Source organism: Halonotius terrestris (assembly GCF_006861665.1).
GTDB classification, from domain to species: Archaea; Halobacteriota; Halobacteria; order Halobacteriales; family Haloferacaceae; genus Halonotius; species Halonotius terrestris.
The window spans coordinates 27,561-42,768 of the sequence record NZ_RKLU01000005.1 but is presented as its reverse complement, the minus strand read 5'-3'; the positions used below and the strand labels follow the sequence as shown (position 1 = coordinate 42,768).

Annotated in this window: 14 protein-coding genes and 4 pseudogenes (2 of these 18 only partly in view); 2 read left to right on the top strand and 16 right to left on the bottom strand. The window is 65.2% G+C overall.

From position 1 onward, the window contains the following. Nucleotides 1–209: pseudogene (locus EGH24_RS11470) on the bottom strand (DUF3209 family protein) (it extends 163 nt beyond the left edge of the window). A 98-nt stretch (nucleotides 210–307) separates the two neighbouring features. Here EGH24_RS11470 and EGH24_RS11465 point away from each other — a divergent pair. Then, nucleotides 308–1,156, top strand: a complete 849-nt coding sequence (locus EGH24_RS11465; RefSeq protein WP_142980279.1) for a hypothetical protein — start codon at nucleotides 308–310, stop codon at nucleotides 1,154–1,156. 30 nt (nucleotides 1,157–1,186) lie between these two features. Here the strand turns inward: EGH24_RS11465 and EGH24_RS11460 are convergent, their stop codons facing one another. The 10 genes and pseudogenes from EGH24_RS11460 to EGH24_RS11415 form a co-directional block, all read right to left on the bottom strand. Next, nucleotides 1,187–2,407 carry a CbiX/SirB N-terminal domain-containing protein gene (locus EGH24_RS11460; RefSeq protein ID WP_142980278.1) on the bottom strand — a complete coding sequence of 407 codons (1,221 nt, stop codon included), beginning with the start codon at nucleotides 2,405–2,407 and terminating at the stop codon, nucleotides 1,187–1,189. Next, nucleotides 2,404–3,087, bottom strand: a complete 684-nt coding sequence (locus EGH24_RS11455) for a cobalamin biosynthesis protein (RefSeq protein WP_142980277.1) — start codon at nucleotides 3,085–3,087, stop codon at nucleotides 2,404–2,406. Before EGH24_RS11455 ends, EGH24_RS11460 begins: the two co-directional genes overlap by 4 nt. Beyond that, nucleotides 3,084–3,350 (bottom strand): ferredoxin, encoded by a 267-nt coding sequence (locus EGH24_RS11450; protein ID WP_142980276.1) that lies wholly within the window; start codon nucleotides 3,348–3,350, stop codon nucleotides 3,084–3,086. Before EGH24_RS11450 ends, EGH24_RS11455 begins: the two co-directional genes overlap by 4 nt. A 1-nt stretch (nucleotide 3,351) precedes the next feature. After that, nucleotides 3,352–4,284, bottom strand: a pseudogene (gene cobJ, locus EGH24_RS11445) (precorrin-3B C(17)-methyltransferase). A 2-nt stretch (nucleotides 4,285–4,286) separates the two neighbouring features. Continuing rightward, nucleotides 4,287–5,159: a precorrin-3B C(17)-methyltransferase gene (locus EGH24_RS11440; RefSeq protein WP_142980275.1), complete on the bottom strand. Its 873-nt coding sequence runs from the start codon at nucleotides 5,157–5,159 to the stop codon at nucleotides 4,287–4,289. Further along, nucleotides 5,156–6,157, bottom strand: coding sequence for a cobalt-precorrin 5A hydrolase (gene cbiG / locus EGH24_RS11435; RefSeq protein WP_142980274.1), 1,002 nt, complete (start codon nucleotides 6,155–6,157; stop codon nucleotides 5,156–5,158). The genes EGH24_RS11440 and cbiG overlap by 4 nt, the downstream gene beginning before the upstream one ends. Beyond that, a pseudogene (locus tag EGH24_RS11430) lies at nucleotides 6,154–7,080 on the bottom strand (cobalt-precorrin-4/precorrin-4 C(11)-methyltransferase). The gene cbiG and the pseudogene EGH24_RS11430 overlap by 4 nt, the downstream one beginning before the upstream one ends. Further along, nucleotides 7,077–7,805, bottom strand: a complete 729-nt coding sequence (locus tag EGH24_RS11425; RefSeq protein ID WP_142980273.1) for a cobalt-factor II C(20)-methyltransferase — start codon at nucleotides 7,803–7,805, stop codon at nucleotides 7,077–7,079. The pseudogene EGH24_RS11430 and the gene EGH24_RS11425 overlap by 4 nt, the downstream one beginning before the upstream one ends. Then, nucleotides 7,802–8,404, bottom strand: a complete 603-nt coding sequence (gene cbiT / locus EGH24_RS11420; protein WP_142980272.1) for a precorrin-6Y C5,15-methyltransferase (decarboxylating) subunit CbiT — start codon at nucleotides 8,402–8,404, stop codon at nucleotides 7,802–7,804. Before cbiT ends, EGH24_RS11425 begins: the two co-directional genes overlap by 4 nt. A gap of 110 nt (nucleotides 8,405–8,514) precedes the next feature. Further along, nucleotides 8,515–10,101: a GMC family oxidoreductase gene (locus EGH24_RS11415; protein ID WP_142980271.1), complete on the bottom strand. Its 1,587-nt coding sequence runs from the start codon at nucleotides 10,099–10,101 to the stop codon at nucleotides 8,515–8,517. Nucleotides 10,102–10,204: 103 nt separating this feature from the next. Between EGH24_RS11415 and EGH24_RS11410 the strand changes: the two genes are divergently transcribed. After that, complete coding sequence (locus tag EGH24_RS11410; protein WP_142980270.1) at nucleotides 10,205–10,522, top strand: RPA12/RPB9/RPC11 RNA polymerase family protein; 318 nt, start codon at nucleotides 10,205–10,207, stop codon at nucleotides 10,520–10,522. Between the two features lie 46 nt (nucleotides 10,523–10,568). Here the strand turns inward: EGH24_RS11410 and EGH24_RS11405 are convergent, their stop codons facing one another. The 5 genes and pseudogenes from EGH24_RS11405 to cobN all read right to left on the bottom strand — a co-directional run. Continuing rightward, nucleotides 10,569–11,159: a mechanosensitive ion channel family protein gene (locus EGH24_RS11405; protein ID WP_142980269.1), complete on the bottom strand. Its 591-nt coding sequence runs from the start codon at nucleotides 11,157–11,159 to the stop codon at nucleotides 10,569–10,571. Between the two features lie 62 nt (nucleotides 11,160–11,221). After that, a complete protein-coding gene (locus tag EGH24_RS11400; RefSeq protein ID WP_142980268.1) occupies nucleotides 11,222–12,532 on the bottom strand; it encodes a cobyrinic acid a,c-diamide synthase in 1,311 nt (436 codons plus the stop codon). Beyond that, nucleotides 12,529–13,293, bottom strand: a complete 765-nt coding sequence (locus EGH24_RS11395; RefSeq protein WP_142980267.1) for a cobalt-precorrin-7 (C(5))-methyltransferase — start codon at nucleotides 13,291–13,293, stop codon at nucleotides 12,529–12,531. The genes EGH24_RS11400 and EGH24_RS11395 overlap by 4 nt, the downstream gene beginning before the upstream one ends. Further along, nucleotides 13,290–14,030, bottom strand: a complete 741-nt coding sequence (locus EGH24_RS11390; RefSeq protein WP_142980266.1) for a precorrin-8X methylmutase — start codon at nucleotides 14,028–14,030, stop codon at nucleotides 13,290–13,292. Before EGH24_RS11390 ends, EGH24_RS11395 begins: the two co-directional genes overlap by 4 nt. Next, nucleotides 14,023–15,208 (bottom strand): annotated as a pseudogene (cobN, locus tag EGH24_RS11385) (cobaltochelatase subunit CobN) (it continues 2,696 nt past the right edge of the window). Before cobN ends, EGH24_RS11390 begins: the two are co-directional and overlap by 8 nt.

The window sequence follows — 15,208 nt, the reverse complement described above, 5'->3', positions numbered from 1 at the left end:
GNNNCNGCGACNNCCTCNTCGAGATCGACGAGCGCNGCGTCGAGGTGGCGTTCGATAGCGGCCAGCGAGTCGGCCTCGGCGAGGGCCTCGATAGGGCCGGTGAGATGCCCCTCAAGTTCCTGTTCGGCGTGCTCGCGGGCGGCAGGGTCCTCGGTGCCCAGCACGTTCATCAGTCCGAGTCGAAGCGCTTCGAGTTCATAACAGCTCATGGGCGTCGTTGGGACCAGCGGGCGATTAAACCCAGTGTTGTCCAGATCCTGGACCGAAGACATTTGTCACCACGGCTGGAAGTCGAACGTGGTTCCTGATGGCCCCCACAATCGACAGTGAAACCCTCCTCTACGTGCTCGGTGTCGCCTTCGCGCTCGGCACACTGGCGTTTTTCGCCAGCGAAATCGTCTTCGATCTCTCGATTACCGTCACGGCTGCGTTACTGTTGGTGACGTTCGTGGCGTTCCTGATCGCCGGGATCAGTATCGACCGTGCGCCACTCGATACCATCGCCTTCGCGGTGTCGGGAGTGGCGTACGTGGTCTTTCTCGGCTACGTCGTCTCACGGTACCGCCCTGATCCGGTGGGCGTCTTCGTCCTGCTTGCGTCATCGGCGGGACTGTTCGTCGGCCTCGGCTACGCGTTGCAGGAAAACCGACTCACGATCGATCGCCGGACGGCCCGGCTCACGATCCTCGGCGTCGCGGTCATCGGCGTCCTGTTAGTCGGTGCCGACAGCATCGGCGAGTTGGAATACACTGTCGAATTCGACGACGAGTTCGTGCCCGAAGAGACCACCGCGTCCGGGGACGGAACCGTCGTCTTCAACGAACAGCGGGTGGGCACACTCAGTATCGAGAACCCGACGCTGTTTACGCGCGCTGTCGAGCCGCCGTCGTTGAACGGCTGTCTCGCCGGTGTTGAGACCGACCGTGTCGACGGCGTGGGGTTCTACTACGAGCCCCGGAGCTACCAACTCCCCGACCGACTGGGTCGCAACGAGGGGACGACGGCCGAAATCTATGCGTCGGTGGCACTACCGGAGAACGCGACCGAGCCGGGCGAACCGATCCCGATCGAGCGCGCCGAGAGCTGTGGAGTGACGCACTCGGAACCGACGCTCCTCGTCGTTGAGGATGAACCAGACAGAGTGCTGCCGCCGTAACTATCCTCGTTCGTAGGTTGCCTGCGACAGCTACAGCGTCTGATCGACCAGATCGCTCACGATGCGGTCGCGGTCAAGATGTGAGGAAACGATGCGTTCGGCGTCGTCGGCTTCGACACCGCCGTACCAGACGTTTTCGGGGTAGACGGCGACCATCGGCCCCTCGTCACAGCGGTTGAGACACGAGGTGCGGGTGATCCTGGCGTCGCACTGCTCGGANTCNCGNGCCNCCTGNCGGAGNCGTTCNAGCACGGCGGGCGCACCGTCGGCCGCACAGGTCTGGTTCGTGCAGACGGCGACGTGGTGCGCCGGCGCGTCGTGGACGTGTGGGTCGTCGCCCACGTCCTCCCGGTCGGCGTGTGCCTCCTGGTGGGTGAGCGCCCGCAGCATCGCACGAGCGCCGCCCACGTCCTCCTCGTAGCCGTCGAGTTCCACCTTGTACTTGCAGGTGTCACAGGACATGTTCACCGAGCCGGTTCGTGCCTCCTGCCAGCGGTCGCCGAGCACGTCCAGCAGCCGCGAATCGGTGCCAAGCGGGTCCCCCGCCGCGGCCTCGACGTACGGATACTCGTCGTCGAACTCCGCGGCACCGTCCCGGATCCGGCCGGTGAGCACGCCGTCGCCGAGCATGTACGGAAGTACGANGACGGCGTCNGGNCGCNNNTTNGCNANCGTCGCCAGCGAGTCGTCCAGCGTCGGCTCCGTAATGCCGATGAACGACGCCTCGACAGTGCTGAACGCCCGGCCCTCGTGGAGCAGCCGCGAGAGNTTGTGNNNGTCGGCGTTNGCGTCNGGGTCNGACGAGCCGCGGGCACAGACGACCACGGCTACGTCCTCGGTCTCGCGGTCGACGCCGAGTTCGGCCTCGACGGCGGCCGCGCGGTCGTCGAGCAGGTCGACCAGCGCCGGGTGGACGCCGAGATGCGAGCCGGCGTCGATGGCGACGTCGTGNNNCGNGCGGGCNNGCTNNACNGCCAGNGGCACGTCGTTTTTCACGTGGCTGGCCGCGAACAGGGAGAGTTGGACGACCGTGACCGAATCGACCGCGCCCGCCAGGCCCTCGATGCCATCCTCGATGGCTGGCTCGGCGAGCTCCAGAAAGGCGGCGTCGACCGGGATCTCCAGTCGGTCTTCGAGCATCGCTGCCAGTTCGCGGACCTGCTCGTTGGACTTCTCGCGGCGGGAGCCGTGGCCGACCAGCAAAACCGCCTCGTTGTCGACGCTCTCGATGGTGTCGTGGAGTTGGCTCATGCTTCGAACTGTGAGCGGTCGAACTCGATGTCGGTCGCTTGATCGAGACTCTGCACCAGTTTGCGGCGACGACTCGGCGCGAACAATCCTGTTTCCGCCGTCTCCTCGTAGAGCCACATCCCGAAGTCGGCGGCCGCGTCGTCGTCGACCCCGAACCAGTAGCCACCGGAGGACGTATCCGAGAGGTCGCCGTAGGGCGCGTCGACTGGATCGTCATCGATGAGATCCTGGACGACTTCGAGCAGCGCGGCGTCATCGTGGACGAACGAGACGCCGACGGTGCCGCTGGAGGACTTGAAGCAGATCGTTCCGCAGCCCTCCAGGATGCCGCGCAGCAGGTCGCGGCGGTAGTCCGAAAATGCACCGAAGCGGTAGTTGCCGCGGCCGTCGACCGGCAGCCCGAGCGCGCCGCTCATCCCGAAGAGATCGTCGCTCGTGACTTCGACCGTGTACTCGTCTTCGGTCTTCGTGATGTCGGTGTTGTGAGCGTAGTCGCGGGTGTTCTGATTGTGGTCGATCTCGCTGCCGACGATCTCGCTGAGCGTTTCGGCAGCGGCCTCGTCGTTGGTCGTCACGGTGAGGCGGTCGTTCTCGATCTCGCCGTTGCCGGCGACGCGACCCCAGAAGTAGGCCGTCGAGGGATGGCCCGCCAGCAGGTCGTCGGGGACGGCGACGCTCATGGGTCTACCTCCTCGACGACGATGGCGTTCGTCGGACAGGCCGCCGCAGCCTGCCGGGCCTCCTCGATGCGGTCGTCGTCGAATGTGGCGATCACGTCGCCGTCAACTTCGCGGACCTCGCCGTCACCGTCGTAGACCGGATCGCCGTCGGGGTCGATGGTGGCGAGGCCATCGTCGTCCTCGATGAACCGCGGATCGCGGGTGAGACAGGCGAAGATGCCGTCGCAGGGGTCCTTTTTCAGGGTGACTTCGTAGGTTGTCATGTTAGTAATCGTATTTCGTTTCGTAGCCGCGGGGGGTGACCATCCGGTCGTCCCAGACATAGGTCTCCTCGTTGCCGACAAGGATCGTCGTCGTCATGTCGATGATCTCCTCCTCGCCGAGTTCTTCCAGTTGGTCAAGCGTCGTGATCATGACCTCTTCGTCTTCCCGGCCCGCGCCGTGAACGATGCCGACCGGGGTGTCTGGGNNGCGGTGNNCNAGCAGNATCTCNCAGNNCTTCTCGAAGTTCTCGCGGCGNTTGCGGCTCCANGGGTTGTAGATGNNGATGGTGAANCNCTCNNNGGCNGCNGNNTGGAGCCGGGACTCGATCTCCGGCATCGGCACCAGGTGGTCGGACAGCGAGATCGAGACGGTGTCGTTGACCAGCGGCGCGCCGAGCAGGGCCGAACAGGATTGGGCGGCGGGGACGCCNGGNACGACNTCNNANTCCANCNNCGANGCNGTCGCCCCCTTCGACTCGATGATCTCGAGAGCGAGCCCCGCGAGCGCGTACACGTTCGGGTCGCCGCTGCCGATGATGGCAACGTCGTTGCCGGCGAGCGCCCGGTCGATGGCCTCCTCCGTTCGGGACACTTCGCCGCACATCGGCGTGTCGTAGATGTCCTCCGCCGAGTCGGTGATNTCGTCNGGCAGNAGNTCGANGTAGGTCGTGTAGCCGACGATGTGTTCGGCCTCCAGCAGCGCGGCACGAGCGCGCTGGGTCATGCCTTCGGGGTGGCCTGGACCGAGACCGACGGCCGTGAGTTGACCAGGCTCGGCGTCGAAATCGTCAACGGTCGAGCCGACCTTTTCGTCGACTGACTGCTGTTTCGATGAGCCGTCGCTGGATTTGGCGGTGCAGCCGCCGGCATCGTCGCTCGATTCGCCTGTCTGTTCCGCTGCCGTCTCCGCTGTCGTGTTTGTCTCCGTACTCATGGTTAGAAATCCTCCACGTCACGCCCGCCGCGCGGGGTGACAAGGAACGTTCGGTAGTCGTTGTCCCACGTCTCCGTCTCGTGGTTGCCGATGATCAGCGAGGTTCCCATCCCCGACACTTTGTCGTCATGGGTGGTCGCCTCGCCGAGCGTCGTGATGACGTGGCTCTCGCCGTTGCGGCCGGCATCGGCGCGGCCGGCGTCGTTGACAATCGCCACCAGGGCGTCGTCGGTCCGCTCCTCGCGGACGATGTCGACGGCCTTCTCGTAGTTCCGCCAGCAGTTGTAGAGGACGATCACGAAATCGCTGATTGCTGCGGCACGCAGTTTCTCTTCGATTTCCTCCCAACCGCGCCACTTGTCCGAGAGCGAAATCGTACAGAAATCGTTACAGAGCGGCGCGCCAACCATCGCCCCGCCGCCGAGCGCGGCGGTGACGCCGGGGACGATTTCGATGGGAACGTCCGTCGCGTCTTCCTCCTCGGCCATTTTGAAAATTAGGTCGGATTTACCGTACACGGAGGGATCGCCACCCGAGACGTGGGCTACGTCGTCGCCAGCGCGGACGCGCTCGAAGGCGACCTTGGCGAGTTCGATCTGCCGACCCATCGTCGACCGAATGATCTCCTGTTCGTGGCCGTTCTCGCGGGTGACACGCCCCTCGTCGTCGACCTGCTCCGCGGGTGGCAGCGTGCCGTCCTCCCGCAAAAACGCCTGGTAGAGGTCAGAGGCGATCACGCAGTCTGCCGTCTCGATGACTTCCTTGGCGCGTTTGGTCATGTCGGCCGGCAGGCCAGGGCCGATGCCGACGACCGAGAGCGTTCCGAGATCATCCGGGCGGTCAGCCTTCGTCGCGCTTGTCGAGTCGGTGCTCATCGTCCTATCGCCACCGTCACCTCGTTGTCGTAGCTCTGCTTTTCGAGCAGGAGTTCCTGCTCGCGGCCACCGGCGATGGCCGAGGCCTCCGAGATGCCAGGCCAGCCGATCAGTTCCTTCGATTTCGAGGGACTCGGCCCCTCGTGGTCGAGCAGGGTCTCCTTGTCGAAGGCGACGACGCCGAGGTCGAGTTCTTCGGCGGCCTCCAGCAGCCCATCCTCGTCTTCTTTTCGCGTCGCCGTGGCGACGAACTCCACGTCGTCCATCTCGTAGTCGGTTTCGTCGAGGGCGGTCTCCCAGGCCGCGATGAAGGAGTCCGCCGCCGCGCCGGAGACACTGCCGGTGCCAAGAACGATGCCCCCGTCCTTGTTCCGCTTCAGGACGGTTACGTCGTCGCCGACGAGGACGGCCNGCGGNCCGTCGAGNCGGGCGACNGGGCCGAGNTCGTCGTCNAGNACGGCNAGGTTNGTCNNNANCGTCGAGNNNCCGTTGACGACGTGGGTGTCNANCGCCTTCGCNNNGNNCTCGACGCCCTGCTTGCCNGCNNCCTCGCTGGCCGTCGTCATCGCCGGCACCGCCCCCATCCCCGCGAGGTCGTTTGCCACCTGGTTCGCGCCGTGGTGGCCGCCGGTGATGGGGATCGCCCACGTCAGTTCCTCGTCGACGACGACGATGGCGGGGTCGTCCCACTTGTCGTCGAGCAGCGGTGCGGTCTTGCGCATCGCGATGCCCGAGGCCATCAGGCCGACGAAGCAGTCGTACTCGCCCCAATGTTCGGCGAANACNTCGCCGTGGTACTCGATGATGTCGANNGACTCGTAGCGGTCGGCGAGTTCGCTCTCGATCTCTTCGGCGGTGTCCATCTTCCGGCCGAAGGAGATGATAGCGATCTCCTCGGCAACCTCGCCGTCGCTGTCGGGCGTGCTACAGTGGCCGCCGCTGTCGGCGTTGTCGCTCGTGTCGCTGTTCGTCGTCGTGGATTCGTTGTCCGTGCTCATTGGGTTGTCTCCGCTGGATCGGTCTGCTCGCTATCCGCCGTCTCACTGCTGTCGTCGTCAGTAGCATCATCAGGGCCGCGATCCGCCCAGCCGTCGTAGAGGTAGGATCGCTCGTAGCCCGCGCCGGTCACGGCGTCGCCGATGATCACCATCGCGGAGGCGCGGTAGCCGGCCNNNTCNANNTTCTCGCCGANGGTNNCGATGGTNCCNNCGATNACGTCCTCGTCNGGCCANGAGGCGTGGTAGACNACNGCGACNGGGNTNTCGGGGTCGTGNCCCTCGTCGAGGAGCCGGTCCATCGTCTCGGCGACCGCGTGGGTCCCGAGATAGATACAGGTCGTCACGTCGCCCATCTCGACGAACTCGTCGATGTGGTCCTCCTCCNNGNNNAGNGTCTTNCCCTGCGGNCGGGTGAANGCGACGTGGTTNGNGACCTCGTTGAGCGTGAGCTGGGTGCGGAGGGTCGCACTCGCCGCGAACGCCGAGGTGACGCCTGGGACGAAGTAGGTGGAAACGCCCTCGTGTTCGAGGGCGTCCATCTGTTCGAGGGCCGCGCCGTAGATCGCGGGATCGCCGCTGTGCAGCCGGACGACGTTGTCGCCGTCCTCGTGGGCGTCCCGCATGAGCGGGATCAACTCTTCGAGGTCCTTGCCGATGGATGAGACCGTCTCGGCGTGATCGCAGTACTCCTCAAGGAGTTCGCTGTTGACCAGCGAGCCGGCGTGGACGACGAGGTCGGCTTCTTCCAGTAGTTCCTTACCGGCGACGGTCAGCAGCCGTGGGTCGCCAGGGCCAGCTCCGACGAAGGGGATTCCCTCCTGTGCGTCGCCAGCGTTGTGCTCGAAGATCCGGTCGTCGAGTTCGGCGCGTCGCTGCTCGCCTTGGGCGTCGATGGCGGATTGGGGGTCGGTTTCGTCGCTCATGCTTCGCTCTCCTCGCTCACGTCGGTGTCGTCAGCCTCACTCGCGTCGAACTGCGCGGTCGCCGGCTCGATATTCAGATCGCGTTTGACCGCGTAGGCGAGGGTGTAGTANTCNCGNTCGNCGANNGCGNCGGGGTCGTCGGTGACGACCGTCTCGCCGGTGTCCATGTAGAGCCGGCGGCCGAAGGTCACCTCGTAGCCGGCCTCGACCAGCTTCGCGTGGGTCGCCGGGGCGTCGGTCACTTTGAACAAGACCATCCGGTCGGGGCCGGTCGGCGCGGCGCCGCGGGCCGCCTCGCGGAGCGCGAGNCNCNCGCCGGCNNCNANCTCGACGNCNAGCGCGGTCGNNAACGCCGTNANNGCGCTGACGCCNGGNACNNTCTCGACNNCNACNTCNGGGTNGAANGCGTCGANCGTNCGNCGGAGGTGGCCGAACGTGGAGTAGACGTTCGGGTCGCCGAGCGTGACGAACGCGGCGGTGCCGTCGCGGGCACGGGGTGCGATCTCCGCGGCCGCCNCNTTCCACGCCNNNCGNAGNTNCTCCTCGTCGCGNGTCATCGGGAAGTCGAGGTCGCCGATTTTCGACTCGTCAACGTGGTTCAGTGCGACCGTCCGCGAGAGGCGACCTGGTGAGTACACCACGTCAACGTTTTCTAGAACTTCTTTGCCGCGCACTGTCACCAGGTCTGCTTGTCCGGGGCCGAGACCGATACCGTAGAGCGTCACTGTGTCGCCTCCGCTCGTTCGCCGTTGTCACCGTCGCCGTCGCCCTCGTCGTCGCTCGCACTGCCGACNAGCATGTANACCGGGTTCTGCGAGTCGAAGCTCGTCGCCCCGGCGAGTTCGTAGCCGTGGCTCACCTGGAACTGTACGACCTCGTCGAGCAGGTCGCGCTCGCGGAACGCGGCGGTCGCGGCGCCGGCGACTTCNANCCGNGAGACGTTCATCACGANCCGGTCGACTTCGGTGTCGACGGCGTGATCGAGCACGGCTTCGAAGTTCCGGCTGCCGCCGAGAAAGAGGGCGTCGGCGTCCTCGGGCAGCCCCTCGGGGGCTTCGGCGTTCCGCAACTCGACATCGGCGGTGACTATGTCCTCGTTGGCCGCGAGGTTCNNNTCGGTCACNNCCAGNCGNTCNGNCTTCCGTTCGAGCGCGGTCACCCGGCCAGCGCGGCGGGCCGCCTCGACGGTCACCGCGCCGGTACAGGAGCCGACCTCGACGAAGTGGTCNNNCGGNNNGAGNNCGAGNTTNCCGAGCANCACCGACCGNACNTCCGNCTTNGTCGGCCCCGCTTTGGCGTCGTGTGGCAGTGCGATAGGCATCATCACGTCTCTCAAACCGGACCGATAAAACAATTTTGCTTGGGGTAGCGAAAGTACGGTTGTATACTGTATGGGCTCTTGGCTCCCTGAGAGATGCGATATTTAGGTCACAGCTACGCGTCGAGTATGTAGTCAGTCGCTTTCTCGGCGATCATGGTCGTCGGGGCGTCAGTGTTTCCGCTGGTGATCCGCGGCATGATTGAGGCATCAACAACGCGGAGGCCATCGATCCCGTGGACAGCGAGCTGGTCGTCAACGACCGCCATCTCATCGTCACCCATCTTGCAGGTCCCCACGGGGTGATAGAGTGATTCGGCCGTCTCACGGATATGCTCGATCAGCTCCTCGTCCGATTGCACGTCGGTTCCTGGCGATACCTCCTCGCCACGGTACTCGTCGAACGGCTCGGCCTGCAAGATTTCGCGGACCAGTTTGACCCCGTCGAGCAGGGTCTCTAGATCGTCGCCTTCGGTCAGGTACTGCGGGTCAATAACCGGATCTGCCGTTGGATCGGCCGACCGGAGCGTGATCTCCCCGCGACTCTCTGGGCGAAGGCACAGCGCGCCAAGCCAGAAGCCATGCCCGTCGGGGTTATCGAACCCGTGGTTAACCGAGTACGAGGGACCGAAGTGGAACTGGATGTCGGGGCGGTCAGATTCCTCCGATACAGCCGTGAACCCACCAGCCTCTGCGACGTTCGAGGTCAACGGCCCGCGTTTCAGGAGTATATATTTGAGTAGGTTCCACAGTGAGTCGGCCCCCTCCAGGGTGACCGATTTCTCGCAGGCGTAATTGATCTTCACCTGGAGGTGATCCTGCAGGTTCTTGCCGACGCCAGGGAGATCATGTACGACCGAGATGTCGTGGGCTTCGAGATGCTCCGCTGGCCCGACGCCGGACAGCATGAGGAGTTGCGGTGAGTTGATCGTTCCTGCTGACAGAATGACTTCCTCGTTGGCGTCGACCGTTTCTGTCGAGCCGTCTTTTACGTAGTCCACGCCGACTGCCGTTCGACCGTCGAACCGAATCTGGGTTACCTGGGCACCCGTGGTGGTAGTCAGGTTCGACCGATCAAGCACCGGTTTGAGGTAGGCGTCGGCAGCACTGTGTCGCTTGCCGTCCTTCTGTGTCACCTGGTAGAATCCAACACCGGCCTGCTCGCCGGCGTTGAAATCGTCGTTGTGTGGCAGGCCGACCGTCTGGCCCGCCTCAATGAACGCCTCGGTGAGTTCGTTCGGCCCCTGGAGGTCTGCCACGTTTCGTGGGCCGCCGGTAGCGTGATACTCGGAGGCACCGCGTTCGTTATGTTCGGCCCGTTTGAAATATTCTAGCACGTCGTCGTACGCCCAGCCATCGTTACCGAGGTCGGCCCAGTGATCGTAGTCCGCGGGCTGGCCGCGCGCGTAGATCATCGCGTTGATCGAACTCGATCCCCCGAGGGTCTTCCCACGTGGCCAGTAGCACTCCCGGTCGTTCAGTTCGGGCTGTGGTTCGGTGTCGAACGCCCAGTCGACTTCAGACTTGAATAAGTCAAAAAACGCCGCCGGAATACTGATTTCGTTTTTCTCATCGGGGGTACCCGCTTCCAACAGCAGCACGTCAGTGTCGCCGGCGGCCGAGAGCCGATTGGCGAGGACACAGCCCGCCGACCCCGCACCGACGATCACGTAGTCATAGGTTTCGCCACCTGCGGTTGGCATGCTATCACACCACCAATAACAGCAACATAAATCCCATAGTATCGCGTTCACGACGGATCGGAAATTAACACCTATATCCAACGCCCGTCTATGCCGAGAGTGTATGCAATTCTGTGACGAGTGTGGGTCGCTGATGCACACGGCAGGCGACACGTGGGTGTGTCGCTCCTGTGAGAACGAGGAGCCACGGGACTCCGAGGCAGAAGCGGCGATGACGACCCAAGACGGACAGGAGGACGGCGAGGCACCCGCCGTCGCTGACGCGACCCAGGACGCCAGCGAGACGGTCCAGGAGTCCTGTCCTGGCGAGGGCTGCGACAGCGAGCGTGCCACCTCCGAGATGATGCCCAAGCCAGGCGGCTCCTACGAGGTTCGGCTGTTCACCTGCGTCGAGTGCGGCCACAAGTGGCGCGCGTCCTGACGGCACCGCTGGTTGCTGTCACCGACAACACCCCGAAACTGCTGACTCAGGCACCGGCATCCGCTGCTGATTCCCCGGCATCACCACCCGCATCGGCTTCCTGCACCCATTTCTTCTCCACATCGCGGTTGGCGACGACGATCAGATCGCCGTCGTCGCCGCGAATCCGCGTTTTTCGGAGGTCGATCCCGGTGACCGTTCCCGTGACGGAAGCCGTCGTCACGCGGTCGCCCTCGTTAAAATCGGCGTCCTGGAGCAGATAGACGCCGGCAACGGTGTCGGCCAGCATCTCCTTGAGTGCGAACGCGACACCCAAGGCGATGAAGCCGGTCGCCGTCCCCAGGCTCGCCGCTACGTCGCCCATCCCGACGATTTTCAGCAGGGTCAGTCCCGCGCCGAACCACAGCAGGAGGCTCGCCAGGGTCACCCCGAGATCGACGATGAGTTGCTCCTCATCGGCGTACAGCCGCCCCAACACCGACCGAAAGACGCTCGTGATGCCACGGATGAGGAGATACGCCAACACCAGAAAGACCGTCCCCGACAGCAGCCGCGGGATGACGGCGACGATATCGTGGATGAACGCGGCGGTGACGGTGCTGACGACGCTGGCTGGCGAAAGCAGTTGGAGGAGCACAGGTAGCCATTCGACGCGAGCCACAAGAGTATTCGCCAGCCTACAAATTGGCCGCCATCCGACTACCGACGCTCGGCCACCGAATCGAGAAACGCATCGAACGCGCCGCTTTCGGCGTGGACGTGGGCGTAGGTCCCCAACGACTCGTAGGCCAGCAGGCCGTCGTGCTCGCCGTCGATGCCATCGCCGCGGCGCACTTCGAAGGCGAAACGGGCGTCGTTCTCGACGCGGGCCTCCGAGTAGTGGAACTCGTGGCCGCGAAGCGTCGCGCCGCGGTCGGCCGTCAGCGTCCCCGTCGTCGCGTCGAGTTCGACGTGATCGAGAGCCTGATAGCGGTCGCGCATCGTCACGTCGGCCGGCAGAATCCCGGCCATCGCGTGGCTCTCGCCGTCGGTCGTCGTCAGCGACTGGCTCATCGCCATCAGGCCGCCGCACTCGCCGAAGACCGGCAGGTCCTCGCTGGCTCGTTCGCCGAGTTCGGCCAGCGTCGCCGACGCCGCTAACTCCTCAGCGTGGAGTTCGGGATAGCCACCCGGCAGGTAGACGCCGTCGCAGTCGGGTACTGGGTCGCCCGCGACCGGCGAGAACGTCCGCACGGTCGCCCGCTCGCGGAGCCGTTCTATGGTCGTCGGATACCGGAAACAGAAGGCGGCGTCGCTGGCGACCGCGACGGTCGCGTCCGTCGGCTCGACTGGGACCGGTTCGGCGTCGATTGTGGGTTCGCGCGCGACATCGACCAGTCGCTCGGTTTCGAGGCCTTCGGCCGCTTCGTCGAGTGCGTCGCGCGGGAGAGCAGCCTCATCGCCCATTTCCAGGCCGAGGTGGCGATCCGGGATTTCGAGATCGCCGGACGGTGGAATCCGCCCGAAATACGCCATCTCATCGGGCAGCGCGTCNCGNATNCCGTNNNCGTGGCGGCCGCCGTGGGCNCGCTGGNCGANGACNCCNGCNACGTCGATNTCNCGGTCGNNGNNNGCNGCGTACTCGCGGAANCCGTNNGCCGTGGCAGCGACGCTCTCCATGCCGGCTTTGGCGTCGACGACGAGTACGACCGGCAGATCGAGGGCTTCAGCGACCATCGCGGTGCTGGAGCCGTCGCCGTCGTAGAGACCCATCACGCCCTCAACGACGCAGATGTCACCCTCGCCGCGGGCGTAGTTCCGAGCGAGGCCGTCGTCACCTTCGAGCCACAGATCGAGCGTGCGGGAGGGGTAGCCCGCAATCGCCTCGTGGTGGCTCGGATCGATGAAGTCGGGGCCGGCTTTGGCTGGCTGGACCGTATGGCCCGCGTTGTCGAGTGCGCGAATGATGGCGAGCGTGGCGACCGTTTTGCCAACCCCCGAACTCACGCCACCGAGGACGAACCCTTTCATGGGTCCTCCCGCCGCACGGCCAGCACTGAGAGATCCGAAAACGGCGTGTCATCGGGGTCCGATCCGCCAGCGTGGTCGGCGAGTTCGCCGAGCGAAAAGCGGCTAATCGACTCGTCGTCGTGGGTGAGTTTTTCGAGCACGAGCGCGTCGAGAGTCGGATCAGCACCCCCGTCGAGCAGGTGGGCTGCGATGTCGCCTGGCATCCAGTCGAACGGCCGCGGCAACACGAGCAGGTGGCGGTCGCCGACGGTCGCGGCCAGCCGCTGGTGGTCGTCGCTGATGTCGCCGCTCTTGTGCAACGTGACGAACTCGGTGTCCTCCATCGGCGTGCGGGCGCGACTCGCCGCGATCTGGAGCGACGAGATGCCGGGAATCACGCGTACTGGCCGGTCAACGACATCTTGGACTTTCCCGACGAACTGGTAGCCGGAGTGGTTCGGGTCGCCCATCAGCACGGCCGTCCCGCGCTCGCCGTCAGCGACGCGGTCGGCGAACGTCGTCAACGCCTCGCGTTCGTCTTTGTACCCGCAGGTCAGCAACTCGGCGTCGGTCAGGTCTGCGATGAACTTGACGACAGTCTCGAAGCCGACGACGACATCAGCGTCCTCTATGGCCTGTCTCCCGCGCGGCGTGAGATAGTCGAGGTTTCCGGGGCCGATACCGACTGCATGGACGGGATCGGCGTCATTGCCGAACGTTTCGGGTTCGGCTGCCGCAACGGTCGCCGGATCGGGACCGGAATCAAGATCGTAGTCGCTCACGACTCGCCCTCGGTGCCGGATTCAAGTTCGAGCGCGCCGTCTCGCACGTCGCTGGCGACGTGGATCAGTTCGTTCGTCAGCGCNGCCGCNAGCCCGCTGCCNCCGCGNCGGCCGACGTTCGTGACCGCGGGGACCCCGTGGTCGGCGGCGACCGCACGGAGCCGCTTGCGGCTCTCGGCGGCCTTCACGAAGCCGACCGGCGTCGCGACGACGACCGCCGGCCGCGTCCCCTGTTCGATACAGTCGGCGAGCGCGANCGCCGCNGTCGGNGCGTTGCCGACGACNGCGATGGCGTCNTCGTAGACGCCCTGTTTGTCGAGTTCGAGTACCGAGGCTGCGGTGCGAGTCATCCCTGTTTCCTTGGCGAGTTCCGCACCGTTGCCGATGGCCTTGCGCTTCTCGCAGTTGTGCCCCCGGCCCGTCACACCGGCTTTCGACATGGTGATGTCAGTGACAATGGTCGTTTCACGGTTGACGGCGCGCGCGCCGGCACGGATTGGCGCGGCGTCGTCCGTGTTGCCGTCGCTGTCGGTGCCGGTGAACCGCAAGAGATGTTGAAACTCGATGTCGCCCATCGAGTGGACTGCCTTCTGGCGGAACCGATCAGTAAGCGTCTCGTCGGGGACGAACTGCCGGACGATGTCCATGCTCGTCTCGGCGATATCCATTGCCTCCTGGGTGGTCGCGCCGAGATCGGCGTACTCCTCATCGACATCGGCTGTGTTGGATTCAGTCATCGGCCGCCTCCGCGGGAGCTTCACTCGCACGTGCTTCGAGGTCGCCCTCCACGCTGAGGTTGATATCGCGTAGCTGGTCGACGGTTTCGTCGTCGGCGTCCCACAGGCCGCGGTCGATGGCCTCCAGCAGGGTATCGGTGATCGATTCGANNGCCCACGGGTTCACNTCGCGNANCCANTCCTGTCGGTCCTCGTCGAAGGCGTAGCGGTCCGCGACCGCCTCCCAGAGCGTGTCGCTCACGACGCCGGTGGTCGCGTCCCAGCCGAGGACGACGTCGACCGTCGAGGAGAGGTCGCCCGCCCCCTTGTAGCCGTGCTCCTCCATCGAGTCGAGCCACTCGGGGTTGAGCACGCGGGCGCGCATCGCCTTTCGCACCTTCTCCTCGTTGGTGTACACGTCGACGTTGTCCGGGTCCGAGGAGTCGCCGACGTANGNNGCNGGCTCNNNGCCGGCNNTCTCNGNGACNGCNGNGATGAANCCGCCGTGGAANGCNTACCAGTCCGAGGAGTCGANNTCGTCCTGNTCNNNNGTGTCCTCGATTTTGACCGTCGCATCGACGCTGGACAGCCGGCGTTCGAAGCTGTCGTGGGCTTCGCTGACTTTGCCGCGTTTGCCCATCGCGTACCCGCCCCACTGGACGTAGACATCGGCGAGGTCGCCGCGGTCGTCCCAGTTGCCCTCGTCGACGGCCTTGTTCGTGCCCGCGCCGTAGCCGCCTGGCCGCGTGGTAAAGACGCGGTTCGTTGCCGCGCTTTTCGCATCGTCGGGATCGAGCCCCTCGGCCTCCAGTTCCTCGGCCTCCTCCTCGACGTGTTTCTTGATGTAGTTCATGTCGTGTGGTTCGTCGAGATCGACGACCGCCGCAACCGCGTCGTGAATGACCCCGGCCGCGGCGGGGAACGCATCGCGGAACAGCCCCGAGACGCGTGTCGTCACGTCGATTCGTGGGCGACCGAGTTCGTCGAGTGAAATCGGCTCCACATCGTCGATCCGGCCGGCGTCAGTCCAGACCGGCCGCACGCCCATCATCGCCAGCACCTGGCCGATGGTTTCGCCTTTCGTTCGTACCGTGGGCGTCCCCCAGGCGACGACGCCGATCTCCTCGGGGTATTCGTCGTGTTCGTCGTGGTGGCGTTCGAGGACGCCCTCGGCNACNTNNCTNCCGACTTNCCAGGCG